The organism is Pseudarthrobacter sp. NPDC058119, assembly GCF_042884655.1.
Taxonomy (GTDB): domain Bacteria; phylum Actinomycetota; class Actinomycetes; order Actinomycetales; family Micrococcaceae; genus Arthrobacter.
The window spans coordinates 32,181-56,084 of the sequence record NZ_JBHVTN010000012.1 but is presented as its reverse complement, the minus strand read 5'-3'; the positions used below and the strand labels follow the sequence as shown (position 1 = coordinate 56,084).

Annotated in this window: 22 protein-coding genes and 1 tRNA gene; 7 read left to right on the top strand and 16 right to left on the bottom strand. The window is 66.6% G+C overall.

Features of this window, described 5'->3' with window-relative positions; genetic code table 11:
• Positions 1-4: 4 nt before the first annotated feature.
• From ACFVTD_RS20160 to ACFVTD_RS20100, 13 genes are all read right to left on the bottom strand, one after another.
• Complete coding sequence (locus ACFVTD_RS20160) at positions 5-958, bottom strand: 3-hydroxyacyl-CoA dehydrogenase family protein (RefSeq protein ID WP_387566643.1); 954 nt, start codon at positions 956-958, stop codon at positions 5-7.
• Complete coding sequence (locus ACFVTD_RS20155; protein ID WP_387566640.1) at positions 955-1,449, bottom strand: ribose-5-phosphate isomerase; 495 nt, start codon at positions 1,447-1,449, stop codon at positions 955-957. The genes ACFVTD_RS20160 and ACFVTD_RS20155 overlap by 4 nt, the downstream gene beginning before the upstream one ends.
• A gap of 10 nt (positions 1,450-1,459) precedes the next feature.
• Complete coding sequence (dhaL, locus tag ACFVTD_RS20150; protein WP_387566637.1) at positions 1,460-3,181, bottom strand: dihydroxyacetone kinase subunit DhaL; 1,722 nt, start codon at positions 3,179-3,181, stop codon at positions 1,460-1,462.
• A 44-nt stretch (positions 3,182-3,225) separates the two neighbouring features.
• A complete protein-coding gene (locus ACFVTD_RS20145; protein WP_387566635.1) occupies positions 3,226-4,224 on the bottom strand; it encodes a sugar phosphate isomerase/epimerase family protein in 999 nt (332 codons plus the stop codon).
• A gap of 143 nt (positions 4,225-4,367) precedes the next feature.
• Positions 4,368-5,057, bottom strand: a complete 690-nt coding sequence (locus ACFVTD_RS20140; protein ID WP_387566631.1) for a GntR family transcriptional regulator — start codon at positions 5,055-5,057, stop codon at positions 4,368-4,370.
• Between the two features lie 120 nt (positions 5,058-5,177).
• Entirely contained in the window at positions 5,178-5,954 is a 777-nt protein-coding gene (locus tag ACFVTD_RS20135; protein ID WP_387566628.1) for an SDR family NAD(P)-dependent oxidoreductase, read from the bottom strand.
• Positions 5,955-5,963: 9 nt separating this feature from the next.
• On the bottom strand, positions 5,964-7,313 hold the full coding sequence (locus tag ACFVTD_RS20130) for an MFS transporter (RefSeq protein WP_387566625.1): 1,350 nt from the start codon (positions 7,311-7,313) through the stop codon (positions 5,964-5,966).
• 217 nt (positions 7,314-7,530) lie between these two features.
• Positions 7,531-8,262 carry a FadR/GntR family transcriptional regulator gene (locus ACFVTD_RS20125; RefSeq protein ID WP_387566622.1) on the bottom strand — a complete coding sequence of 244 codons (732 nt, stop codon included), beginning with the start codon at positions 8,260-8,262 and terminating at the stop codon, positions 7,531-7,533.
• Between the two features lie 184 nt (positions 8,263-8,446).
• The gene (gene sucD / locus ACFVTD_RS20120) at positions 8,447-9,349 is read right to left on the bottom strand and encodes a succinate--CoA ligase subunit alpha (RefSeq protein ID WP_104996906.1); all 903 of its coding nucleotides are present in this window, start codon (positions 9,347-9,349) and stop codon (positions 8,447-8,449) included.
• A gap of 11 nt (positions 9,350-9,360) precedes the next feature.
• Positions 9,361-10,530 carry an ADP-forming succinate--CoA ligase subunit beta gene (gene sucC, locus ACFVTD_RS20115; RefSeq protein WP_175317647.1) on the bottom strand — a complete coding sequence of 390 codons (1,170 nt, stop codon included), beginning with the start codon at positions 10,528-10,530 and terminating at the stop codon, positions 9,361-9,363.
• Between the two features lie 224 nt (positions 10,531-10,754).
• Positions 10,755-11,462, bottom strand: coding sequence for a hypothetical protein (locus ACFVTD_RS20110; protein WP_387566617.1), 708 nt, complete (start codon positions 11,460-11,462; stop codon positions 10,755-10,757).
• A 22-nt stretch (positions 11,463-11,484) separates the two neighbouring features.
• Positions 11,485-14,028, bottom strand: a complete 2,544-nt coding sequence (gene pcrA / locus ACFVTD_RS20105; protein ID WP_387566765.1) for a DNA helicase PcrA — start codon at positions 14,026-14,028, stop codon at positions 11,485-11,487.
• A gap of 83 nt (positions 14,029-14,111) precedes the next feature.
• The gene (locus tag ACFVTD_RS20100) at positions 14,112-14,942 is read right to left on the bottom strand and encodes an inositol monophosphatase family protein (RefSeq protein ID WP_387566615.1); all 831 of its coding nucleotides are present in this window, start codon (positions 14,940-14,942) and stop codon (positions 14,112-14,114) included.
• A 32-nt stretch (positions 14,943-14,974) separates the two neighbouring features.
• Between ACFVTD_RS20100 and ACFVTD_RS20095 the strand changes: the two genes are divergently transcribed.
• From ACFVTD_RS20095 to ACFVTD_RS20080, 4 genes are all read left to right on the top strand, one after another.
• A complete protein-coding gene (locus ACFVTD_RS20095; RefSeq protein WP_387566612.1) occupies positions 14,975-15,610 on the top strand; it encodes a hypothetical protein in 636 nt (211 codons plus the stop codon).
• 89 nt (positions 15,611-15,699) lie between these two features.
• Positions 15,700-16,500: a hypothetical protein gene (locus tag ACFVTD_RS20090; RefSeq protein ID WP_387566610.1), complete on the top strand. Its 801-nt coding sequence runs from the start codon at positions 15,700-15,702 to the stop codon at positions 16,498-16,500.
• 2 nt (positions 16,501-16,502) lie between these two features.
• Positions 16,503-17,969: a hypothetical protein gene (locus tag ACFVTD_RS20085; RefSeq protein ID WP_387566607.1), complete on the top strand. Its 1,467-nt coding sequence runs from the start codon at positions 16,503-16,505 to the stop codon at positions 17,967-17,969.
• A 2-nt stretch (positions 17,970-17,971) separates the two neighbouring features.
• Positions 17,972-18,388, top strand: a complete 417-nt coding sequence (locus ACFVTD_RS20080; protein WP_387566604.1) for a hypothetical protein — start codon at positions 17,972-17,974, stop codon at positions 18,386-18,388.
• Here the strand turns inward: ACFVTD_RS20080 and ACFVTD_RS20075 are convergent.
• On the bottom strand, positions 18,375-19,142 hold the full coding sequence (locus tag ACFVTD_RS20075; protein WP_387566601.1) for a DUF998 domain-containing protein: 768 nt from the start codon (positions 19,140-19,142) through the stop codon (positions 18,375-18,377). The genes ACFVTD_RS20080 and ACFVTD_RS20075 overlap by 14 nt on opposite strands.
• Positions 19,143-19,225: 83 nt before the next feature.
• Between ACFVTD_RS20075 and ACFVTD_RS20070 the strand changes: the two genes are divergently transcribed.
• From ACFVTD_RS20070 to ACFVTD_RS20060, 3 genes are all read left to right on the top strand, one after another.
• Positions 19,226-19,298, top strand: a tRNA-Arg gene (locus ACFVTD_RS20070).
• 1 nt (position 19,299) lies between these two features.
• Positions 19,300-19,773, top strand: coding sequence for a DUF6314 family protein (locus tag ACFVTD_RS20065; protein WP_387566598.1), 474 nt, complete (start codon positions 19,300-19,302; stop codon positions 19,771-19,773).
• On the top strand, positions 19,770-20,186 hold the full coding sequence (locus ACFVTD_RS20060) for an NUDIX domain-containing protein (RefSeq protein ID WP_387566595.1): 417 nt from the start codon (positions 19,770-19,772) through the stop codon (positions 20,184-20,186). The genes ACFVTD_RS20065 and ACFVTD_RS20060 overlap by 4 nt, the downstream gene beginning before the upstream one ends.
• A 13-nt stretch (positions 20,187-20,199) precedes the next feature.
• Here the strand turns inward: ACFVTD_RS20060 and ACFVTD_RS20055 are convergent, their stop codons facing one another.
• Complete coding sequence (locus ACFVTD_RS20055) at positions 20,200-22,113, bottom strand: ABC transporter ATP-binding protein (protein WP_387566592.1); 1,914 nt, start codon at positions 22,111-22,113, stop codon at positions 20,200-20,202.
• A 2-nt stretch (positions 22,114-22,115) separates the two neighbouring features.
• Positions 22,116-23,777 (bottom strand): ABC-F family ATP-binding cassette domain-containing protein, encoded by a 1,662-nt coding sequence (locus ACFVTD_RS20050; protein WP_387566589.1) that lies wholly within the window; start codon positions 23,775-23,777, stop codon positions 22,116-22,118.
• Positions 23,778-23,904: the final 127 nt, after the last annotated feature.

Sequence of the window (23,904 nt, the reverse complement as noted above, 5' to 3'; positions counted from 1 at the left end):
GGGATCAGGAAAGCGGGGCGGGGCCCAGCTCTTCAATGAGCTTCTGCATGGCGACGTAGGCCTTGTTCCGGTAGGCAACCAGGGCTGCGGTGCGGTCGGCGGGGACGTCGAGGAAGCCGGAGCCGGTCTTGGTGCCGAGCTGGCCGGCCTCGACCTTTTCCTGCAGGATCTTGGGGGTGGCGAACCGCTCAGGGAAGCCGGTCTGCAGCGACTTGTAGCAGAAGGCGTAGACGTCCAGCCCGGCCATGTCGGCGATGGCGAAGGGGCCGAAGAACGGCAGCCGGAAACCGAAGGTGGTGCGGACCAGGGTGTCCACGTCCTCCGCGCTGGCGATGCCTTCCTCCACCACCTGGGCGGCTTCGTGGAAGAGGGCGTACTGGAGCCGGTTGAGCACGAAGCCGGTGACGTCCTTGACGGTGGCGGTTTCCTTGCCGGTCTCCCCCACGATGGTGCGGGCCGCCTGGACGGTGGCCTCGGAGGTTCCTTCGTGCGGGATGACTTCCACGCCGGGGATGAACGGTGCCGGGTTGGAGAAGTGGACGCCCAGGAACCGCTCCGGGTTTTCCACTACCTCGGCCAGTTTGGCGATGGAGATGGTGGAGGTGTTGGAACCGATGATGGCGTCCGGGCGCGCTGCAGCGCTGATCCGACCGAGGGTGGCGTGCTTGATTTCCAGGACTTCCGGCACAGCCTCTTCGATGTATTCGGCGCCGGCCACTGCTTCTTTAATGTCCTTGGCTGCCCAGAGGTTTTCCTTGAGCAGGTCCGTGGCGTTGGCCGGGAAGAGGCCTGCGGCGACGAACTCGTCGGATTCCTTCAGCAGCCGCTCGTAGTTGCTCTGGGCGATCTCGGCTGAGACGTCGGCCAGAGCGACGCGGGCTCCTGCGAGTGCCAGGACCTGGGCGATGCCGCCGCCCATGTAGCCTGAGCCGACGACGGCGATGTTACGGGTGCTCATTTGTCCTCAAGTCCTTCCGACGCGTCCTCGTAGGAGGAGATGGCGTCTACTTTTGCCGCGGATGCGGAGTTTTCGTCGAAGCGGTAGTCCAGCCACTCGCCTACGAGTTTCTTGGCGAGTTCCAGGCCGATGACGCGCTGGCCCATAGTCAGCACCTGGGCGTTGTTGGACAGCACGGAGCGTTCCACCGAGTAGCTGTCGTGGGCGGTGACGGCACGGATGCCGGGTACCTTGTTGGCCGAAATGGCCACGCCCAGGCCCGTTCCGCAGATCAGCAGGGCGCGGTCCGCTTCGCCGGCGGCCACCTTGCGGGCGGCGGCGACGGCCAGGTGCGGGTACGCGGTGGCGTCGTTGGAGGCCACTCCCACATCCTCCACCGACGCGACGCGGGGGTCTGCCTCCAGCAGTTCGCGCAGGGCATTCTTGTATTCGACGCCGGCTTCGTCGTTGCCGACGACGATGCGCCAGCCTTGCTGGGTGTTTTCGGTCATGGTGTTCTCCTTAGGAGCTTTCGATGGTGGCGGCGTAATCGGCCATCCTGCGGGCAATGAGGCCGAAGGACACGGCGCCCGGGTCCGGGTGGCCCAGGCTCTTTTCGGCCAAGGGCCGGGCCCGGCCCTTTTTCGGACTGAGGCCGGCGGTCTCGTCGGCGGCTTTTGCTGCCGCCTCCGCTGCCGCGCGGAGGCTTTCGGCCAGGCTGCCGCCGTCGTCGATTGCCTTGGTCAAGGTGTCCGCGAACGGAAGGAGAGCGTCCACCATGGTCTTGTCCCCGGCTTCCGCCTTGCCGAGGGTGATGATGGCGTCGCGGAGGGCGTTGACTGCTGCGGCCGCGTCCGAGGTGGAATAGGAATCCTTGCTGCCCAGGGTCTTTCCGACAGCGGCGACCGCCGCGCCCCACAGGGCGCCGGACGTACCGCCGGCGCGCTCGGCCCACTGCTCCCCCGCCGCCGTGAGGAGTTCCTCAAGCCCGGCGCCGGCCGCGTGGGACTTCTCGGCGGCGGCCACGGCGGCGTCAACGCCGCGGCGCATGCCGATGCCGTGGTCGCCGTCCCCGGCGATGGCGTCCAGTTTGCCCAGTGCTTCCTCATGTTCGACGACGACGGCGCGCGCCTCCTTCAGCGCGTCCAGTGCCGTGGCGGCCAAGGCAGTGGACGCAGGGGTGGCGGCCAGCGCCGGAGTAGCTTCGGCGTCTTCCAGGGCCTCCAGCGAACGGGCCCGGCGGGGAGCCAGGTTGCCCTTCCGGAAGGCCGGAGTGTCGGCGGGGGCTGCCCAGAACTCCTCCAATTCAGCGTCCAGCCAGAACAGCGTGAGGGACAGGCCGGACATGTCCAGGCTGGTGACCAGTTCGCCGCATTCGGGTTCCACGATCTCGAGTCCGGCTGCGGTCAGCAGGGCCTCGATCCTGCCGAACAGCAGGAAGAGTTCGTCGTACTTGACCGTGCCGAGGCCGTTGAGGATCGGCACCACCCTGGTTCCTGCGGCGTCCGGTTTGTCCTTCAACAAGCCGTCCACCAAGAGCTTGGCCAGCTCGGTGGCGGTGGGCAGCGGCTGCTCCGAGATGCCCGGCTCGCCGTGGATGCCGAGCCCCACCGACATCATGCCGTCCGGCACCGTGAACAGTGGCTCGCCGGCTCCCGGCAGGGTGCAGCCGGAGAAGGCCACACCGAGCGAGCGGGTGTGAAGATTGGCCTTGATGGCAAGGCGCTCCACTTCGTCGAGCCCCAGCCCTGCCTCTGCCGCGGCGCCGGCCACCTTGAAGACCGTAAGGTCCCCGGCGATGCCACGGCGCTTGCCGATCTCCTCGAGCGGTGCACTGGCGATGTCGTCAGTGACCAGGACGGTCCGGGTTTCGATGCCCTCGGCGTTCAGCTTGTCCTGGGCCTGGCCGAAGTGGAGGACATCCCCGGCATAGTTGCCATAGCTGAGCAGGACGCCGCCACCGGTCTGGGCCGCTTTGGCCACGCGGTACACCTGCCCGGCGGCGGGGGAAGCGAACATGTTGCCGCAGGCGCTGCCGGCCGCCAGCCCGGCTCCCACCAGGCCCGCGAAGGCCGGGTAGTGGCCGGAACCGCCGCCGATGACCAGTGCAACCTGGCCCTCCGGGGACTCGGTGGAGCGGACCACACCGCCGTCAACGCGGGCCACGTACTGGCGGTTTGCGGCGACGAAGCCGTCAAGGGCATCGTCGGCGAACTGCGCTGGATCGTCAAATATCTTTGTCATGATTCCTCATTGAACCGGTTGTCTCGGTTGGGGTGCCGGTGGCCTTATCGAGCCGGGACGGCCGCCGGGGCCTGCCGTCCCTGGGCCACCAGGCTGGTTCCGAGGGCGTAGCCCTCGCGCTTGGGCAGGACCTGGCGGCGCAGGTAGTCCTGGTTGGCGGCGGTGACGCTCAGGCCGTCGCCGCCGTAGTGCTCGGTGCAGATGATGCCCTGGAAGCCGACGGAAAGGGCGAACTGGAACGCCTCGCGGTAGCTGATGAGGCCCGACTCCATGGGGGCCGGCATGGCGACGTAGTGGTCCCGGGCCTGGTCCTCATCGCGGATGTAGTTCTTCACATGCCAGTAGTTGGAGTACGGCAGGGTCTTGTGCACCAGTTCGCGCCAGTCCTCGATGGGGCGGTGCAGCCGGATCAGGTTGCCCAGGTCCGGGTTCAGGCCCACGTTGGGCAGGTCGATGTCCTGGACCAGCTGCACGGAGGAGTCGCCGGTGCCCAGGTAGGTGTCCTCGTACATTTCCAGCGATACCAGGAGTCCGAGTTCGGCGGCGTGCCTGCCCACCTCGCGGATCCGGGTGACGGCGTTGTTCCATGCGTCTTTGTCCCCGACGGGATCCTTGTAGCCCTCAACCGTCCAGAACCACAGCTGCTTCTTTTGTTCCGGGGTGATGGCCTGGTGCAGGCCGATCGAAACGACTTCGCAGCCAAGCTGTGCCGCGGCTTCCAGGGTGCGGTGGGTGTAGGCCAGGTTGTCTTCCCAGTTGGCCTCTTCAATCACGCTGCGGCGGATGGCGGAGATGGAGGGAAGTCCAAGGCCGGCTGCGGTGGCGGCTGCCTTCAGTTCGTCGAGGCGGGCGCTGGACAGGTCTCCGGGGCGGACCCAGCTGTCGGTGAGGTCGGCGTTGGTGAACCCGGCGTCGGCTACTTCTTCGAAGACCTGCTGCCAGTCGCCGGCGGGGGCGTCCTGGACGGTGGTCCCATCCGGCCTGGTTCCGGGGAACTGCAGCAGGGCGGCGGCGATGGGCCAGTTTTCAGCGGTGTACGGCATTGTCACTCCAGATCTAAATCGCATTTCCTATAGGATCTACGCTGGTTGCGTTCCCTGTCAAGGGCCTTTTTGTTATGCCCGCTCAGGACAGGGATGGGTGCTGCGGCAGCTCAGTCGGAAGCGTAGGTGCGAGGGCGGAACTGCTAGCTGCGCACTTCGCTGTCGTGCTGCGAGCGCTGCTTGACGCCCTCGATGTGATCGATCATTTTCTGCCGGGCGAGCTCGGCATCGGCGGCTTCAAAAGCCTTGAGGATCTCGGTATGTTCCGCGATGGCGTAGTCCGCGTCCGTCACGCCCAGGCCGCCGAAGAAGCGGAAACGCTGCACCTGGCCGCCAAGCGCGTTATAGGCGGACAGCAGGAACTGGTTGTCCGCCGACTCGGCAATGAGCCGGTGGAAGCGTTCGTCCGCTTCCCAGTACGCCCGGAACTCGGCAAAGGACGGGCCGCGCGGGGCTGCCTTCAGGTCCTCGATGGCCTGCTGCAGCTGCGCGGTCAGCTCCCGGTCTGCGTGCTTGCAGGCCATGAAGGCGTTGGCCGGTTCAATCACCAGGCGGGCGTCCATCAGGTCTGCCAGCTCTTCGGGGGAAAACAGCGGGGCCACCCGGTAGCCCCGCAGCGCCATCCTCCGGACCATGCCGGTGGCTTCCAGCCGGGCAAGTGCCTCCCGCACCGGCGTCGGCGAGACATCCAGTTCCCTGGCCATCCCGTCGATACTCACTGGCGTGCCTGCTTCCAGCCGGCCGTCCATGAGGGCAACCAAAAGCGCCTCATAGACGTGGTCCGCGAGGACCTGCCTGCTCACCCCGCCGGTGGCCTGGTTCTTGGTTGCCATGTAGAAATCCTATAGCCGCTGCAGGGGCGTGAAGTTTCGGATGACGCGCCCCGGCTGCGGTGCCGTGCGGCCGGTGGGCCGTACGGCACCGTGCGCCTGGGTGCCGGGAAAGCAGGGGCGTCAGGAAACCTGCAGGCCCCCGTTGATGTCATAGGTCGCGGCCGTGATGTAGCCGGCGTCCTCGCTGAGGAGGAACGCGATCAGGGCAGCAACTTCCTCGCGGGTACCCACCCGGCCCATCATGATCCCCTCCGACATCTGGGCCTTGCGTTCATCACTGAGCGTGCCACCCATGATGTCCGTGTCGATCGGGCCCGGTGCGATGGCGTTCACGGTCACGTTGTGCTCACCGACTTCACGCGCCAGGGCGCGGGTAAACCCGAGAATGCCGGCCTTGGAGGCGCTGTAGGCCACCTTGGAGTAGGTTCCTCCGCCGCGCTGGGCGGAAATGGAGGAAATGCTGACGATCCGGCCAAGCGCCCGTTCGATCATGCCCTTGAGCACCCGCTGGGACACCACGAAGGTGCCACGCATGTTGATCGCGAAGACCTTGTCCCATTCCGCCACGGTGGTTTCCATGAACGGAGTGGGCGAGCTGATGCCGGCGAGGTTCACCAGTCCCACGATGGGCGGCAGCGATTCCTCGATCTCCGTGATGGCCCGGTCCACCGAGGCCTCGTCCGAGACGTCGGCGCCCACGCCGATGGCCTTGACGGCACGGTTGGCGCCGATTTCGGCGGCCGCGGCCTGGGCCTCTTCGGCGTTGATGTCCAGGATGGCGATGGACCAGCCTTCGCTGGCCAGGCGGTCGGCGGTGGCCCGGCCGATGCCGCGGGCTGATGCCGCGCCGGTGAGGACCGCGGTGCGTTCTGCGGGGAAGCTGTTTTGGGATGTCATTGGTATTTCCTAGTGGGTTTCGGCGGCAGGAACGGTGGCTCCGGGGGTGGAGACGCCTTCAGGCCGCTTGCGGGCGTACAGGTAGGTGGCGGCGGCGGTCACGGCGAGGCAGGCGGCCAGGAAGACCAGGCCGGTCTGGCTGCTTCCGGTGGCATCCTTCAGGACGCCCACGATGTAGGGCGCCACGAAGCCGCCCAGGTTGCCGAGCGAGTTGACCATGGCCAGGCCGGCCGCGGCTGCGGCGCCGGTGAGGGCGGCGGACGGCATGGCCAGGAAGGGCGCAATCGCGGAGTAGATCCCCATGGCTGCCAGGGTCAGGAAGACCATGGCGAGGACGGCGTTGACGGGGAGCAGGAAGCCGGCACCCAGGAGTCCGACGGCGGCAAGCACCATGCTGGCGCTGGCGTGCCAGACGCGGTTGCCGGTACGGTCCGAACGCTTGCTCCAGAAGTACACAAACACCGCGGCGATGGCATACGGGATGAAGACGATGAACCCGACCTGCGTTGAGTCGAAGGTTCCCAGCGCCTTGACGATGGTGGGCAGCCAGAGTCCCAGGCCGTAGATGCCGCAGACCAGGCCGAAGTACAGCGCGGAGTACGCAATGGTGCGCGGGTCCTTGAGGCCGGCGAGGAAGTTATGCTTGCCCGCCTTCTGCTTGTCCGCCAGTTCCGCCGCCATGGTGGTGGAGAGCCATTCCCGTTCCTCGGGCTTGAGCCACTTGGCGTGTTCGGGCCGGTCCGTCATGACGAAGGGCGTGATGATGCCCAGGATGATGGCGGGGATGCCTTCGAGGATGTATAGCCACTGCCAGCCATGCAGGCCCGCCACGCCTTCCAGGTTCAAAAGCATGCCGGACACGGGGGCGCCCAGGGCGTTGGAGATGGGCTGGGCAAGGATGAAGATGCCCAGCACGGTCACGCGCTGCGCTGCCGGGAACCAGAGCGTCAGGTAGAAAAGGATCGCCGGGAAGAATCCGGCCTCTGCCGCGCCGAGGAGGAAACGGATGACGTAGAACGTGGCTTCGCCGTTCACCAGGAACATGGCGGTGGCGAAGATGCCCCAGCTGATCAGGATGCGGGCGATCCACTTGCGGGCGCCGTAGCGGTACATGCCGCCGTTGCTGGGAATTTCCAGCAGTGCGTAGCCCAGGAAGAAAATGCCGGCACCAAGGCCATAAGCAGCCTCGGTCAGGCCAATATCGCCCTGCATGCCGAGCTTGGCAAAACCGACGTTGTTCCGGTCCAGGTAGGCGATGAAGTAGAGCAGGACGATCAGGGGCATCAGCCGCCGTCGGACCTTGCGGAGGGTGGTCTCGCCCAATTGGCTGAGTGCGGGTGCGCTGGTGCGGGAGGTCATCGGTGGCCTCCGGCGGTGGTGTCGGGACCCTCAAAAGGGGAATGCGCGCGCATGAAGACTCCTTTGGCTGGCGGCATTTCGGGGGGTGATATCAGATGTCTGATGTCTGACTGAGATTCTAATCACAGGTGGTTGTGGGCGTCAACATAATCGCCGTGCAAGCGGGCAGGAGGCGTGCCACCGGGCTCGGCCCCGCCGGGAGGGGCAGGGGCCGGCCCTAGCGGCCAGTGGTTCCGGTCCGGCTGGACATGGCAAGGAACTGCTCGTAGTCCTCAAAGGTCTGGGTGATGTGGGCGTCCATGGTGGACCGGGCCGTGGCGGGATCGCCGGCGGCGATGGCGGCAAGGACCATCTTGTGGTGGTGGATGGCGTGGCGCTGCACGTCCGGGAATGCCGAGGTTTCGCGGCGCATGGCATATAGCAGGGTGGAGAGCTGGCCCAGCAGGGCGGGCACGAACGGGTTTCCGGAAGCCCGCAGCACGGTGTCGTGGAAGGCGATGTCGGCCACGGTCAGCGCGTCCACGTCACCGGCCAGGTGCGCGGCTTCCATTTGCTCCACACTGTCCTGCAGCGCAGCGAGGTCAACCGGCCGGTGGCGGGAGGCAGCGAGCTCGGCCGCCCCGGTCTCCACCATGCGGCGGACCTCCAGCAGGCGGAGCGCCACCTGGTCCGAGGCCACTCCCCTGGACGCTGCGCGCATGATGGCGTCCAGCCCGGTCCAGCGTTCCGGCGGGTTGACGAAGGTGCCCAGGCCACGCTTGACGTAGACCACGTCCTGCGCCTTGAGTACCTTCATGGCCTCCCGGGCCGTCAGCCTGCTGACACCCGATTCCTTGGCGATGTCAGCCTCAGGCGGCAGGGCGTCGTCGGCCTTTATTTCCCCGCTCATGATGTGTTCCAGGACCTTGTCCACGACGGCGTCGACCAGGGTGGGTCGTTTTTCTGCCATCGATGATCCCCTGCCTGCGCGCCCGGGGCGCCCTGTTTTTCCTGTGCCAACATTACTCGACGGGGCCGGGCAGGCGCCGCCCGCCGTCGTCGCCGTTCGTTAAACAACGAACGCGGGGCCACCCGCAGGTCCGTTCCCACAAGTGGAAACGGGCCCGGGGTGGCCCCGCGTCGTGAAGTGCTGCCTACAGGGCGGCGTAGACCTCGCGGAGCAGCTTGGCGGTCTCGGACGGCGTCTTGCCGACCTTCACGCCGGCGGCCTCGAGGGCTTCCTTCTTGGCCTGTGCGGTGCCTGCGGAGCCGGAGACGATGGCGCCTGCGTGGCCCATGGTCTTGCCCTCCGGGGCGGTGAAGCCGGCAACGTAGCCGACGACCGGCTTGGTGACGTTGGCCTTGATGAAGTCGGCTGCGCGCTCTTCGGCGTCGCCGCCGATCTCGCCGATCATGACGATGGCCTTGGTCTCCGGGTCAGCCTCGAACGCGGCCAGGGCGTCGATGTGCGTGGTGCCGATGATGGGGTCGCCGCCGATGCCGATGGCGGTGGAGAAGCCCAGGTCGCGCAGTTCGTACATCATCTGGTAAGTCAGGGTGCCGGACTTGGAGACGAGGCCGATGGGGCCCTTGCCGGTGATGTTGGCGGGGGTGATGCCCACCAGTGCTTCGCCGGGGGTGATGATGCCGGGGCAGTTCGGGCCGATGATGCGGGTGACCTGATTGCCGTCGGCGTCCACCTTGGACTGGGCCAGGGCCCAGAATTCGGCGGAGTCCTGGACGGGAACGCCCTCGGTGATGACCACGACCAGGCCGATGCCGGCCTCGATGGCTTCAACGACGGCGTTCTTGGTGAATGCCGGCGGAACGAAGACGATGGAGACGTCGGCGCCGGTTTCAGCCATGGCTTCCTTGACGGTGCCGTAGACGTTGATTTCCTTCTCGCCGTGCAGGACCGTGGTGCCGGCCTTGCGGGCGTTGACGCCGCCAACGATGTTGGTGCCGGCCTTGAGCATCAGGGCGGTGTGCTTGGTGCCTTCGCCGCCGGTGATGCCCTGGACGATGACCTTGGAGTCTTTGTTCAGATAGATAGACATGGTGCGTCCCTTTACTTCGCTGCGTTGGCGAGCTCGGCGGCCTTGTCGGCGCCCTCGTCCATGGTGGCGGCCAAGGTAACCAGCGGGTGGTTGGCCTCGGTGAGGATGCGGCGGCCTTCCTCGACGTTGTTGCCGTCGAGGCGGACTACCAGCGGCTTGTTCGCGGAGCTGCCCAGTTCGGCCAGTGCACCGACGATGCCCTTGGCAACGGCGTCGCAGGCGGTGATTCCGCCGAAGACGTTCACGAACACGGACTTGACCTGCTCGTCACCCAGGATGACGTCCAGGCCGGCAGCCATGACCTCGGCGGAGGCTCCACCGCCGATGTCCAGGAAGTTGGCGGGCTTGACGTTGCCGTGGTTCTCGCCGGCGTAGGCCACCACGTCGAGGGTGGACATGACCAGGCCTGCACCGTTGCCGATGATGCCTACTTCGCCGTCGAGCTTGACGTAGTTGAGGTCCTGCGCCTTTGCCTTGGCCTCAAGCGGGTCGGCAGCGTCCTTGTCCTCGAGCTGCGCGTGCTTGGCGTGGCGGAAGTCGGCGTTCTCGTCCAGGGAGACCTTGCCGTCCAGTGCCACGATGTCGCCGGCGCCGGTCTTGACCAGCGGGTTGACCTCCACCAGGGTGGCGTCTTCCTTCTTGAAGACATCCCAGAGCTTGAGGATCACGGCGGCGACCTTGCCGCGCAGTTCCTCGGCGAAGCCTGCGGCTGCGACGATTTCGTCGGCCTTGGCCTGGTCGATGCCCACGGCGGGATCGATGGCGATCTTGGCCAGCGCTTCGGGACGTTCGACGGCGAGCTGCTCGATTTCCATGCCGCCTTCAACCGAGCACATGGCAAGGTAGTTGCGGTTGGCGCGGTCCAGCAGGACGGAGAAGTAGAACTCCTCGGCGATGTCTGCACCCTGGGCGATCATCACCTTGTTCACGGTGTGGCCCTTGATGTCCATGCCCAGGATGTTGGTGGCGTGCTCAAACGCCTCATCAGCGGACTTTGCGACCTTGACGCCGCCGGCCTTGCCACGGCCGCCTACCTTGACCTGTGCCTTGACAACGGTAACGCCGCCGATCTTCTCGGCAGCTGCCTTTGCTTCTTCTGGGGTGTACGCCACGATGCCGGCAAGCACGGGTACACCGTGCGCCTCGAACATATCGCGCGCCTGGTATTCAAACAGGTCCACGGTTTAGTGTCCTTCTACGTCGAAGTAGTTTCTGTACAGTCGGACACCATCTGTACGACGATGACCGGGCTGCGGATTGCACGCACCGGCGGCCTGTCTGGAAACGAGCCACGCGGCGTAATGCTCCATGGGGAACTCTAGTCCTTTGGAGGGACCGGGCCGTCCCAGACTACCGCTTATGTGAGTAAGCACACTATTCTATGGAACGTAGAAAAACCGCGGATTTACGGGGTTTTTTGGCCCTCTGACTGCGGCGGCTGGCTACTTTCGGCCGGCCTTTGGATCAGCTCGTAACGTTTGGGGGAAACAAAGAATCCGACGCCGGCGGAGACGTTTCCGCATGCCACACCGTCGTTGTAGGCGGAGCAGCGCAACCCGTTGCGTTCCAGGTTCTGCCCGTCGGGCAGAACCGCCAGCTGGGCCAGCGGCCCTGTCTTGCTCCCCTTGGGCCCGAAAGCGGCTTCCATGGATGTGACGCCGGAGCGGCATTCGCCGTAGCGGGCAGTGTCCGGCGTCAGGAGGGCCACGCCGCCCAGGTACCCCAAGTGGGTTCCGGCGCAGTCGCCCTTGGTGTCGCCCGGCTGGAGCGCCGGATAGCTGGCGAGCTCGCAGTGGGCTACCGGGACGATGGGCAGTTTGTTGTTGGCGGCGTCGCTGTAGCGGTTCTGCTCATAGGGCAGGTTCAGGTGTTCCCCGCGGGCGGACGTGAGCGAGCACGCGACGGTCCTGTCCGCGGTGATGAACGAGAGGACGGCGTCGCCGCTGGAGAACGCCTTCGCGTCAGCCAGCGGCGCCTTTTCCAGCTGCTCCATGGGTTGCAGCGGAGCCGGCGGAACGTAGGCCGGGTCTTTGGTGGTCACGGTGCAGCCTGTGGCAATGACAAGGAAAAGGGCGGCGAGCATCCCCCATACAGTCCGTCGCATGGCCTCCATTATGCCCGGGCTGGGGCGCGCATCAGGCGTCGAGCTTGGTGAGCGGGGCGTAGCGCAGCAACAGGCGCTTTTCGCCGACGTCGAACTTCACCTTCGCCACGGTTTTGTCTCCGGCTCCTTCAAGGGCCAGGACGGTTCCGTTGCCGAAGCTGGTGTGGTTGACCTTGTCCCCCACGCTGACGGCGATGATCTCCTTTTGCGGCTGCACCCTGTTCTTGGCAATGAAAGCCGGCACGTCGGCGTTGAAGCCGGCAGAGGAGTCTGCCGCTGCGCCGCGGGCCGTGCCGGCGCCCCAGAAGGACCCGCTGTACCGGCCCGAACCAATCGAACCGCCCCCGGCCCATGACTGGCGGCTGGTTCCTTCTCGCTTCCATTCCAGGAGCTCCGCGGGGATTTCCTCGAGGAACTGGCTGGCGGGGTTGTACTGGCTCTGGCCCCACATGCTGCGCACCTCGGACCGGGTCACGTACAACCGCTTCCGGGCACGGGTGAGGCCCACGTAGGCCAGCCGGCGTTCCTCGGCGAGTTCCTTGGGGTCGGTGGCTGAGCGCTGGTGCGGGAAGAGCCCGTGTTCCATGCCTGTCAGGAACACCACCGGGAACTCCAGGCCCTTGGCCGTGTGCAGGGTCATCAGCGTTACCACGCCCAGCCGTTTGGCTTCGGCCACGGCGGCGTCAATGTCCGCGCCGGGGGCATCCGGAATCTGGTCGGCGTCAGCCACCAGGGACACCTGTTCCAGGAAGGCGCCCAGGCTTCCCTCCGGGTTCTCCTGCTCGTACTCGCGCACCACGGCCACGAGTTCGGCGAGGTTTTCCACGCGGGACTCGTCCTGTGGATCGGTGCTGGAGCGCAGCGCGGCAAGGTAGCCGGTCTGTTCAAGGACCGCTTCGAGTGCCGCGGCAGCCCCGGACCCGGCGGCCACCTCGGCGAGGTCGTCCAGCATCTTCACGAAGCCCAAAACGGCGTTGACAGAGCGGGTGGCCATGCCCGGAGCCTGGTCCGCGCGGCGGGCCGCCGCCATGAAGGACGTGCGTTCGCGGCTGGCGAGGGCAGCCACGGCGCCTTCGGCACGGTCGCCGATGCCCCTCTTCGGTTCGTTCAGCACCCGGCGGAGGTTGACGTCGTCGTCCGGGTTCACCAGGACGCGCAGGTACGCCAGGGCGTCCTTGATTTCCTTGCGCTCGTAGAAGCGTGTTCCGCCCACCACTTTGTACGGCAGGCCCACGCGCACCAGCACGTCCTCGATGGAGCGGGACTGTGCGTTGGTGCGGTAGAAGATGGCGACGTCGCCCGGGCGGAGGTTCTCCTCGTCCTGGAGCCGGTCGATTTCCTTGGCGATGAACTGCGCTTCGTCGTGTTCGTTTTCACCGACGTAGCCGATGATTTTGTGGCCTTCGCCCTCGGCGGTCCACAGCCGTTTCTCCGGCCGGTTGGGGTTGCGGGAGATAACCGAGTTGGCGGCACTCAGGATGTTCTGGGTGGAACGGTAGTTCTGCTCCAGCTTGATGGTGCGGGCTTCCGGGTAGTCCTTTTCGAACTCCACGATGTTCCGGATGTCAGCGCCGCGGAAGGCATAGATGGACTGGTCAGAGTCGCCCACAACCGTAAGCTCCGACGCGCCGGGGCCCTCGCCCACGATCTCCCTGACCAGGGCGTACTGGGCGTGGTTGGTGTCCTGGTATTCGTCCACCAGGACGTGGCGGAACCGGCGGCGGTAGGACTCCGCCAGGGCCGGGAAGGCGCGGAACATGTAGACGGTCTCGGCGATGAGGTCGTCGAAGTCCATGGCATTGGCCTGCCGGAGGCGCTGTGTGTAGCCCTTATAGACGTCCGCCACCGCGTGTTCGAAAGGGTCGTTATAGTTGGCTTCCGAGGCAAAGGAGTCGGCGTCCACGAGCTCGTTCTTCAACGCGGAAATCTTGTGCTGGATGGCCTTGGGCGCAAACTTCTTGGGATCCAGGTCAAGGGATTTGGACACCTGGGTAACCAGGCGCAGCGAGTCGGCGGAGTCGTAAATGGAGAAGTTGGATTTCAGGCCGACGTTTGCCGCTTCCTGCCGCAGGATCCGGACGCAGGACGAGTGGAACGTGGAGATCCACATGATCTTGGCACGTCCGCCCACCAGCGCCTCGATGCGCTCCCGCATTTCCGCGGCCGCCTTGTTGGTGAACGTGATGGCGAGGATTTCGCCGTGGTGCGCGCGGCCGGTGGCGATCAGGTAGGCGATCCGGTTACTGAGCACGCGGGTCTTGCCCGAGCCCGCGCCGGCGACGATCAGCAGCGCCGATCCGCCGTGCTTGACCGCTTCCTCCTGCTGCGGGTTCAGCCCTTCGAGCAACTGGGCAGCATCCGGGCGGCGGCTTCCATGGTGGCCGTCGTCGTGCCGGTTTCCGGCGCTCCGGTGGGACTGTTGCCATCCGCCGGAGTGGTTGTGTCCGCCGGCGTTCGGGTCCGGCATTCCGCCCGGCCCTGCCGTGGTGGCAACGCCCTCAGGCTCCGTCCTGGTGCGGGCGGTGGAGGCGGGAGCGGCCTTGAACGGTCCGTCAGAGTACGGGTCAAACAACATATCCATGGTGCCTACAAGTCTAGGCGGTGGGACCGACAACGCCTTCCAGGCTGTGGATTACTCCCGCTCCCGGCCTGACTTCGTCAGGCCACCGAGCCTGACTCGAGGGCCACACGCAGCCCGCGGACCGCCGTCGTTCCTCCTGCGATGAACCACTCCAGCCCGTTGACCCGGACGGTGTCCACGGCTCCCCCGGCTGCAAGGACGATCGCCTTTCCCGGCAGCCAGTCCCATTCGGGGCAGCTGTGCTGGAACCAGCACCCCAGCTGTCCGTCGGCTACCCGGCCCAGGTCGCAGGAACCGGATCCGAGCATGCGGAGGGATGCGGCGGAGGTGGCCGCAGCGTGCCACGGCATGGCGCACATGGGGTCCATCAACCACGTGGGGTGGATGTAGGTGGCAGCGCCGAGTTCGGCGACGCTGGTGGTGTTGCGCCTGCCTCCGTCCTCCGTAAATGCCGTCAGCTGATCGCCGTTGAGCGTCGCACGCCGGTCGTGCCCGCCAAGCCACAGCTTGTCCTCTTCAGGCTGGAAGACGGCGCCCAGCAGCACATCGGCGCGGTCTTTGAGCGCGATGGCGGAGCACCAGTAGGTGGAGCCGTGCAGGAAGTTGTAGGTGCCGTCCACGGGGTCGATCACCCAGGTGCGGCCGCTGGTTCCCTGGACGGAGGCGCCTTCCTCGCCCAGGATGCCGTCCTCCGGCCGGCAGCGCTGAAGCTGTTCCAGCACGTAGGCCTCTGCGGCGCGGTCCGCCGCGGTCACCACATCGGAGACGGAGGTCTTTTGTTCAGACTGCAGGCCTGCCATGCGCATGAGGAGCGCCAGCTGTCCGGCTTCACGGACCAGCGCCGAGGCCAGTTCGTAGTCGTCCAATGAGGGGTCAAGAACAGCTGCGCTGTGTCGGCCAGTGGTCATGGGTTCAGTTTATGGGGCGGGATAATGGTGGCATGGCCAAAACCCCTGCCCAGCGGATCAAGAAGCACGGCGCCAACGCGGCGGTGCCGCAACATCACCTGCCCCCGGTGGTCAACCCCACCACTGCGCGCACGCCGGAAAAGGCGCAGGGAAACAGCAACCTGATCGTCATTGCCGGCGTGGTGGCCAGCCTGTTCCTGTTTTGGTACCTGCACCTGCTGACCCTGACCCAGCTCACGCAGCTCTCCGAGGAACTGGCCATGCCCGACTCGTTGATTGGCGGTTTTGACACCGGCTACATCGGCCGGCTGCAGGGGGTCATGAACAGCGACGCCCTGGGCCAGCTGAACTACGTCCACAAGACCGCGGGCACCCTCTTCCCGCTGATCTTCGGGTTCACCTGGCTGCTGCTCATCGGCACCAACGTGGCACGGAAGGCGGTGCGCTGGGCGCTATGGGCTTTGCCCATGCTGTTCGTGGTGGTGCGGCTGTGGGGCAACGTGGCCATTGACACCATGATGGGCACGGAAGGTCCCGACGCCGGACAGGTGGCCTTGGCGTCCACCCTCACCATTGCAGGCTGGGTGCTTCTGGTGCTGAGCCTCCTGGCCGGGGCCGCGGCGGTGTTCCTGGGGAAGAACGCGGAGAAGAGGAAAGCGAGCCGATAGAGGTCCCCATTTCCGATCCCACGCGCTCAGCATAGGGTTTTCCCTGTAGCGGCGCTGAACAGCTGCTTGGAATCTATCTGGGGGGATTCTTGGGGGAATCACAGCTGGACGGTGCTCTTAGCGCCTTCGAATTAAGCGGGACGGCCTGGGCTCTGACGGTCCACAAGGCGGCCGGCTCATCTGAGGACCTCCAGGCCGCGTATCGAGGCTCGGCAGGAGCCCAGACGGTCGAGACCCTGGACCTTGACACGTTGGAGACGGCCGAAGCCGAGCTGCGCGGGGCCGGAATAGCGGACGAAAGCGGTGCCATCAGCCAGCAGTGGATACTGGCAGCCTGGATCTCAGCTTTCGCACCCCTTCGGGCCGCTGCTGTAGTCCAGTCGGCCAAAGATTCGGTCCACACCGAACTCGCCATTGCCGGGGGAAAGGGTGTGGCGGTCACCTACGCCCGGCGCATCCGGCACGGACAGGGCGTGGAAGTAATCCAGGTCAGCAACGCCGTCGAAGTATGTTTCTTCACCGAAGAAAATGCTTGGGCCGCCCTCAATCGGCACCTTCCGTGCACCGCGAAAACCTCCGGCTGCCACCAACCTTCCACTGAGACCGCGTCCAACGGGAGCGTTGCGGACGCCAGGTACACCATCCATCTGGAAGTGGCAGCCCATCAAGCAGGGCTAAGCCCCGTGCCGATGCCCGGCGGTCCGGGCCCGGACCATGTCAGCAAGGACGCCTGGATCTTGACGGACCGCCTCCATTCACTCCGCGCCTCCGTTTCCAGCGCTGGTTTCGCACTGATTCCTGTTTCCCGGGGTGACATCGGCCAAACGTTCGCGTGGCGCCTGTTGGGCGCCAGGGAATTCCTTGCCAGCGCTGCGGCACAGGTGGCCTGACCATGCCCCTCTATGGAATGGACGTCGAGGGCGGCCGGCGCCTCAGCGAAGAACTGGCCCGTGCCGGTGACCGGCTGGCGGCCTTGGGCCGCAACCTCACACCCCTGGTCCAGGGGGGCTCGCCCTGGAAGGGTGCAGACGCACAAAGATTCGCTGCCGACTGGACCGGGCACCGGGCGAAACTGTTGAGTACGGCCCAGGCCCTCACTGCCGCCTCGAGTGTGGTGAAGCGCCACGTCGAGGAGCAGATTGGAGCGAGCACCGGCGCTGGCGCGCTCTCCGCACCGACGGCTCCCCCGTTATTCGACTCGCTGCTTGACCCCGCTACCGGCTCCGTGGACGACCTGTGGAACACGGCTCGGCAGGTTACGGATACGGTCCGGGAGGTGGCTGGCAGCACATGGGTCTCTGTCCAGGATGCAGCCCGGCTTCCCATCCGGAACCTGATGGATGCGCAGGAAAATGTCTACAGCCAAACGGGCAATGTGATGGACATGGGCTGGCGGTGGCTGACGACGGGTGAGCCACCGTCGCTGACGGAGCTGGCTACCAACGGCCTGCTGCTGGCGGCCTCCCTGGACAACCTGCGGGTAACCACCCTGAGTGCGGGCCTGTGCAACCCACATATATTCGACGACGGGCGGCCGGTTGCGGGGGACCCGATCCCGGTTGGCGTTGGAAATTCGGAGGAGCTGCAGGCCAACGGGAGGGCCAATACTCCGGTCCCGTCCAGCATCAGCGCTGTACTGGAAACAACGAACACAGCCTACTCGGACCAGGGCAAGCCCGGCACTGAGGACACCGGCGTTCGCATCGTCGCGGTTCGTAAACCGGGCGAATCACCGGCCTATATCGTGAGCATCCCGGGCACCACGCGGTGGCTGCCCGATGGTGCAGCAAATCCCACCGACCTCACAGGAAACCTTGAGCTTGCGGGTGGCAACCTGTCCACGGCTGCGGAAGCAGTCCGCATGGCCATGGAACGGGCAGGCATCCCGGAAGGTGCACCGGTGATGCTCTCCGGGCACTCCCAAGGTGGCATGATCGCGGCAGCACTTGCTGCCGACTCGCGCTTCACGGACCGCTTCAACGTCACCAACGTGGTGACCTTCGGCTCACCCGTGGACTCCGCTCCCATTCCACCGTCCATCGATATCCTGGCTCTTCAGCACGCGGGAGATCCGGTGCCAAAGGTGGACCTTGAAGACGCCACGGTATGGCCGGGCGGAATGGTCTCCGCCAGCCGGGACAACGGTGCGGTCGTCGTTGAGCTGCCAAACCCTGCCGGCGAACCCGGCATCGCCGGCATCAACTATCACGATGGCTCCTCGTATGTGGCATCGGTCCGGGACCTCGAAGCTGCAGGACCGATCGCGCAGTACAGTCAACAGCAGTCAACCCAACGATTCCTCACCCCGGATGCCAGCCAAGTGACCTCCACGGTGTCCAACATTTCCCGAAAGCAGTGATGATGAGCCCACTTGAAACCGCTGCCCGTACCGTTGCCCTGGCACTGGCCGTTGTTGCCCTGCCGGCCTGTGGCCAGGGTGGGCCGGCCCCCGCTGAACGCCTGAAAGCCTCAATCGAGGAGGCCGCCACGGCGGTACCCGGAGTGGCATCGGCCCAGGTCCACGTGAACATGAATACGTCGGGCAACTTCATTACCGCGAAGCTCGTGGGCACCGGCAGCGACAAGGCCAGCCTTACCCAGGCTTTGGAAGGAGCCCTCCCAGCGATGCTCGAGAAAACCGAAGACCTTCAGTCCGGAACCTTCTCCACCAGCATCTTTTCCCCTGACGACTCCGTTTCCGTGGGCGCGGCTGCCCTTGGCTACCCTGGTGGCAGTTCGCTAAGTGACTTCCGGGAATTCTTCCTCAACCGGCCCTGACACCCGCTTCCGCAGCCCGCCGCTGCTTCCGGTGCCGGTGCACCCGCTGGGCGATGACCAGCCCCGCAGCGGCCATCCCCACGGTGACCGGATAGCCCATCAGCCGTTCCAGCGTGCCGGGCTCGGGAACCATCATCCGGGTCAGCCCACCGGTGGCCGTGGCCGCCAGCGACACGCCTCCGCACACCAGCAGGAACCACGCCACCCCGGTCTTCCGAAGCCACAGGACGCCGAGCACCAGCAGGGCCAGCCCACCGGAGATGAAATACGTGATGGCGCCGGCGTAGTGCCAGGGTGAGCCCGCATCCTCCGGGACCAGCCCCACTAAAACGGTTCCGGCCCCGGCGGCTCCGGTGAGCAGCCGGACGGCTGAGGCTGCCAGCCAGGGCTCCCGGCGCCGCCAGTCCACCCGGGTGCCGGGCCGGGCGGCCACGCGCAACAGCCCCGAGGTCAGCAGCACCGCCCCCACCAGCAGCCCCAGGCCCTGGACCACGAACGAGGCATTCATCAGCCAGTTCAAGGGCGAGCAGACATCCCTGCCGGAATAGATGCCGCAGTGGAGCGCCCCCAGGTCGCTGATGTACCCGGTCCGCAGGTCGTACGGGCGGGGTCCCGCCCACGCCATGGCCACGGCAGCCTCGGCCGCGAAGTACTGCAGCACGCTCAGCACCGCCCACGCCCCGATGTACTGCCGGGTGGACGCCACGTTCGGGGTGGCGGCGGTGGCGGGAGCGGCAGTGGGGGCTGGACTCATGCCTTGAGCGTAGTACGGCCCGGCACCTTGTATGCTTGTAACCGTGTCCGGACGGGCCGGCCCCGCCGAACCCCCGGATGCGCGCCCTCGTAGCTCAGTGGATAGAGCACGGCTCTCCTAAAGCCGGTGTCGTTGGTTCGATTCCAATCGAGGGCACTTGAACTCTCCTTCCCCGGAGCCGAGCCTCCGCTCCTATCTCCTGGGCCAGACTGCAGGCCACGGACAGCCGGGCCGCTGGCGGCTTGAGCGGGACCTGCTGGACAGGTCGGACGGCACCCGCGGAACCTTTTCCGGCGTCGTGGTTTTCACCCCCACGGACGACGGCGGCCTGGCCCTCCGCGAGGAAGGCACCATGCGCTGGCCTACTTTCACCGGCCCCGCCTCCCGCGAGTACGTCCTGAAGCCCCTGCCGCAGCCCGATGCGCTGGACGTGTTCTTTCCCGACGGCAGGCCGTTCCACCGCATGGGCTTCGCCCCTGATACCAGCCAGGACAGCCACTGGTGCGATCCGGACACCTACCGCGTGTCCTACACCCGACAGGGCCCGGACGCCTTCAGTTACAGCTGGGACGTGACCGGTCCCCGCAAGGATTTGCTGCTCGTCTCGCGCCTGGAAAGGATCACCGCATGAAGGACCGCATCGTGGTCTCCGCTGTCTGCGTCTTTGACGACGCCGGGCGCCTCCTGACCGTGCGGAAGCGCGGGACCGGCATGTTCATGCACCCTGGCGGCAAGCCGGAGCCGGGCGAAACCGCCGTGCAGGCGGCTGCGAGGGAACTCGCCGAAGAGGTGGGCATAGTGGTCCGTCCGGAGGACCTGGACCTCATGGGCGTCTGGATCGCCGACGCCGCCAACGAGGCCGCCACCGACATCGAAGCCACCGTTTTCATCGCCCCGGGCACATGGCAGGCCGCTCCCGCGGCTGAAATCGCGGAGATCCGGTGGCTGGACATCAGCGCGACGGCGGGCGGGGCCCTCACCCACGACCTGGCGCCGCTGCTGACGGACCACATCCTGCCCCTGCTGGCCGCACGGGCAGTCTAAGGACCAGGAACCGCTAGAACTCGGGGACGGACTCCTGCGCCACCGCCGTGGCTTCGGCAAACTGCGTCCGGTACAGCTCGGCGTAGCGGCCGCCCGCTGCCAGCAGTTCGGTGTGGGTTCCGCGTTCGACGATCCGGCCGCCCTCCACCACCAGGATGGCGTCCGCCGCGCGGACGGTGGAGAGCCGGTGCGCAATCACGACGGCGGTACGCCCCTCGAGCGCGGCGCCCAGGGCTGCCTGCACGGCGGCTTCGTTCGTGGAGTCGAGCGCGGCAGTGGCCTCATCGAGGATGACGACACGGGGCTGGGCGATCAGGAGCCGGGCAATGGTGAGCCGTTGGCGTTCGCCGCCGGAAAGCCGGTAGCCCCGCTCCCCCACCACCGTCTCCAGGCCGTCCGGCAGGGACCGGATCATGGCCTCGAGGCGCGCCTGCCGCAGGACGTCCCACATGTCCTCGTCCGTGGCGTCGGGCCGGGCGAGCCGCAGGTTGGAGGCGATGGTTTCGTGGAACAGGTGGCCGTCCTGGGTGACCATGCCCAGGGTGTCCCGCAGGGAGTCGAAGGTGGCGTCGCGGACGTCCAACCCTGTCCCCGGCGCGGTGCCGCCGAGCCGCACGGCGCCCGAGTCGACGTCGTACAGCCGCGACAGGAGCTGGGCGATGGTGGACTTGCCTGCGCCGGAGGAGCCCACCAGGGCCACCGTCTGTCCCGGTTCCACCCGGAAGCTGACGCCGTGCAGCACTTCCTCCCCGCCCCGGGTGTCCAGGGTGGAGACTTCCTCCAGCGACGCCAGGGAGACCTTGTCCGCCGAGGGGTAGGCGAACCGGACGTTGTCGAACTCCACGGAGACCGGCCCGGCAGGGACAGCCACGGCGTCCGGCTTCTGCTGGATGAGCGGCTTCAGGTCAAGAATTTCAAAAACGCGTTCAAAGCTGACCAACGCGCTCATGACCTCCACCCGGGCGTTGGACAGCGCCGTGAGCGGGGCATAAAGGCGGGTCAAGAGCAGCGCCAGGACCACCACGTCGCCGGGCGCCAGCTGGCCACCCAACGCGAGCCAGCCGCCCAGTCCGTAGACCAGCGCGAGTGCGAGCGCCGAGACCAGGGTCAGGGCGGTGACAAACGTGAACTGCAGCATGGCCATGCGGACGCCGATATCGCGGACGCGGCCCGCGCGGGCAGCGAATTCCCGGGATTCCTCATCCGGGCGGCCGAACAGCTTCACCAGCGTGGCACCGGGGGCGGAGAACCGCTCCGTCATCTGGGTGCCCATGGCGGCGTTGTGCGCGGCGGCTTCGCGGCGCAGGTCCGCCAGCTTTGAGCCCATGCGCCTGGCCGGGATCAGGAAGATCGGCAGCAGGACCATGGCGAGCACCGTGACCAGCCAGGACTTGTTGAGCATCACCACCAGGGTCAGGGCCAGCGCCACCGAGTTGCTCACCACGCCGGAGAGCGTGCCGGCAAAGGCGGACTGCGCTCCGATGACGTCGTTGTTGAGGCGGCTGACCAGGGCCCCTGTCCGGGTGCGGGTGAAGAAAGCGATGGGCATGCGCTGCACGTGGTCGAACACCCGGGTGCGCAGGTCCACGATGACGCCTTCGCCGATGGTCGAGGACAGCCAACGGGTCAACAGCCCCACCCCTGCTTCGCCCAGCGCCACGATGGCGATCAGCACCGCCAGCCAGATCACGGTGCCGGCATCCGTCTTGGCGATGATGGCGTCCACCACCTGGCCGGCAAGCACCGGGGTGGCGACGGCCAGGAAGGCCGCTGCGATGGATGAGAGCACGAAGGCGATGAGCTTGCCCTTGTGCGGAGCGGCGAACCCCAGCACCCGTTTCAGGGTTTCCTTGGAGAACGGCTTGGAGCCGCTCTTGGCGGTGCTGATGTTGTAGAGCGAGCTCCACGCAACGCGGTCCATGCTCATGGTTATTTCTCCTGGCTTGCAGTGTGATGGAGCTCCTGGACCGTGCCGTTTTCCAGGTGCCACCGGTAGTCGAGTCGGACATTTTCGAGGAGCCGCCGGTCGTGGGTGACCAGCAGCAGCGCCCCGTCGTAGCTTTCAAGGGCCTCTTCCAGCTGCTCGATGGCCGGCAGGTCGAGGTGGTTGGTGGGTTCGTCAAGCACCAGCAGGTTCACGCCGCGCGCCTGCAGCAGGGCCAGGGCTGCCCGCGTCCGCTCCCCCGGCGACAGGGAATCCACGGTCCGAGACGTATGGTCCGCCTTGAGGCCGAACTTGGCCAGGAGGGTACGGACATCGGCGCTGTTCCAGTCGGCCAGCACGGCTTCGACGGCGTCGCCCAGCGGCTGGGCACCGTCCAGCAGGCCGCGGGCCTGGTCGATTTCGCCGACGGCGACGGTGGCACCCTTGGAGGCGTCGCCGTCGTCCGGTACCTGGGTTCCCAGCAGGAGGCGCAGCAGGGTGGACTTCCCGGCGCCGTTCGGGCCCGTGATCCCGATCCGCTCACCGCCGTTGAGCTGGAGGTTCACCGGCCCGAGTGTGAAGCTGCCCTGGCGCGCCACGGCGTTGCGCAACGTGGCGACGACGGCGCTGGAGCGCGGTGCCTGGCCGATGCTGAACTGCAGCTGCCATTCCTTCCGGGGCTCCTCGACCACGTCCAGCCTGGCGATGCGTGACTCCATTTGCCGGACCTTTTGGGCCTGTTTCTCGGAGGACTCGGTGCTGGCAGCGCGCCGGATCTTGTCGTTGTCGGGGTTTTTCTTCATCGCATTACGGACGCCCTGCGAGCTCCACTCGCGCTGAGTCCGTGCGCGGGACACCAGGTCCGCCTTGGTGGCGGCGTAGTCCTCGTACTTCTCGCGGGCGTGCCGCCGCGCCACGGCGCGTTCCTCGAGGAAGGCATCGTAGCCGCCGTCGTAGACTCCCACGCTGTTCTGGGCCAGGTCCAGCTCAACCACCCTGGTCACGCAGCGGGCCAGGAACTCACGGTCGTGGCTGACCAGCACCACCCCGCCGCGCAATCCGGTCACGAAGTTTTCGAGCGTGGCCAGGCCCGCGAGGTCCAGGTCATTCGTGGGTTCGTCAAGCAGCACCACGTCGAACCGGCTCAGCAGCAGGGCCGCAAGCGCCACCCGCGCCGCCTGGCCGCCGGAAAGCCCGGTCATCAGCGCTTCGGGGCCAGCGTCCAGGCCCAGCTCCGCCAGCACGGCAGGGATGCGGTCATCAAGGTCGGCGGCCCCGGAGGCCATCCAGCGGTCGAAGGCCCGGGCGTAGGCATCGTCCGCCCCGGGAGCGCCAGAGCCCAGACCCTCGGCGGTGGACTCCATCTCGCGGGTGGCTTCCGCGCAGCCGGTACGTCGGGCAATGTAGCCTGCCACTGTTTCACCTGGGACGCGTTCATGTTCCTGGGGCAGCCAGCCAACGAACGCATCTGCCGGAGCAAGGCTGACAGAGCCTCCCTGTGGCTGGTCGACGCCGGCGAGGAGGCGCAGCAGCGTGGACTTTCCGGCGCCGTTGGCGCCCACGACGCCCACCACGTCGCCCGGGGCAACAGTCAGGGAGAGCCCGGAAAAAAGGGTGCGGTGGCCGTGGCCGCCGGAGATGTCCTTGGCAACAAGCGTTGCAGTCATGGTGGTCCTTTCGCCGCTGCCCGGACAGCCATTGACGGCCGGCAGAGGCGGCACAAACAGGCCGCGGCGCCGCTGGGGCTGCAGGACATAGAAGAACCCGCTGGTCCGGACTTGGGGGGTGTACGGA

What these genes read in the sequence shown, in the direction of transcription:
- ACFVTD_RS20160 (WP_387566643.1), bottom strand. Translation starts at nt 958, where the DNA reads ATGAGCACCCGTAACATCGCCGTCGTCGGCTCAGGCTACATGGGCGGC.
- ACFVTD_RS20155 (WP_387566640.1), bottom strand. Translation starts at nt 1,449, where the DNA reads ATGACCGAAAACACCCAGCAAGGCTGGCGCATCGTCGTCGGCAACGAC.
- dhaL (WP_387566637.1), bottom strand. Translation starts at nt 3,181, where the DNA reads ATGACAAAGATATTTGACGATCCAGCGCAGTTCGCCGACGATGCCCTT.
- ACFVTD_RS20145 (WP_387566635.1), bottom strand. Translation starts at nt 4,224, where the DNA reads ATGCCGTACACCGCTGAAAACTGGCCCATCGCCGCCGCCCTGCTGCAG.
- ACFVTD_RS20140 (WP_387566631.1), bottom strand. Translation starts at nt 5,057, where the DNA reads ATGGCAACCAAGAACCAGGCCACCGGCGGGGTGAGCAGGCAGGTCCTC.
- ACFVTD_RS20135 (WP_387566628.1), bottom strand. Translation starts at nt 5,954, where the DNA reads ATGACATCCCAAAACAGCTTCCCCGCAGAACGCACCGCGGTCCTCACC.
- ACFVTD_RS20130 (WP_387566625.1), bottom strand. Translation starts at nt 7,313, where the DNA reads ATGACCTCCCGCACCAGCGCACCCGCACTCAGCCAATTGGGCGAGACC.
- ACFVTD_RS20125 (WP_387566622.1), bottom strand. Translation starts at nt 8,262, where the DNA reads ATGGCAGAAAAACGACCCACCCTGGTCGACGCCGTCGTGGACAAGGTC.
- sucD (WP_104996906.1), bottom strand. Translation starts at nt 9,349, where the DNA reads ATGTCTATCTATCTGAACAAAGACTCCAAGGTCATCGTCCAGGGCATC.
- ACFVTD_RS20110 (WP_387566617.1), bottom strand. Translation starts at nt 11,462, where the DNA reads ATGGAGGCCATGCGACGGACTGTATGGGGGATGCTCGCCGCCCTTTTC.
- pcrA (WP_387566765.1), bottom strand. Translation starts at nt 14,028, where the DNA reads ATGTTGTTTGACCCGTACTCTGACGGACCGTTCAAGGCCGCTCCCGCC.
- ACFVTD_RS20100 (WP_387566615.1), bottom strand. Translation starts at nt 14,942, where the DNA reads ATGACCACTGGCCGACACAGCGCAGCTGTTCTTGACCCCTCATTGGAC.
- ACFVTD_RS20095 (WP_387566612.1), top strand. Translation starts at nt 14,975, where the DNA reads ATGGCCAAAACCCCTGCCCAGCGGATCAAGAAGCACGGCGCCAACGCG.
- ACFVTD_RS20085 (WP_387566607.1), top strand. Translation starts at nt 16,503, where the DNA reads ATGCCCCTCTATGGAATGGACGTCGAGGGCGGCCGGCGCCTCAGCGAA.
- ACFVTD_RS20080 (WP_387566604.1), top strand. Translation starts at nt 17,972, where the DNA reads ATGAGCCCACTTGAAACCGCTGCCCGTACCGTTGCCCTGGCACTGGCC.
- ACFVTD_RS20075 (WP_387566601.1), bottom strand. Translation starts at nt 19,142, where the DNA reads ATGAGTCCAGCCCCCACTGCCGCTCCCGCCACCGCCGCCACCCCGAAC.
- ACFVTD_RS20060 (WP_387566595.1), top strand. Translation starts at nt 19,770, where the DNA reads ATGAAGGACCGCATCGTGGTCTCCGCTGTCTGCGTCTTTGACGACGCC.
- ACFVTD_RS20055 (WP_387566592.1), bottom strand. Translation starts at nt 22,113, where the DNA reads ATGAGCATGGACCGCGTTGCGTGGAGCTCGCTCTACAACATCAGCACC.
- ACFVTD_RS20050 (WP_387566589.1), bottom strand. Translation starts at nt 23,777, where the DNA reads ATGACTGCAACGCTTGTTGCCAAGGACATCTCCGGCGGCCACGGCCAC.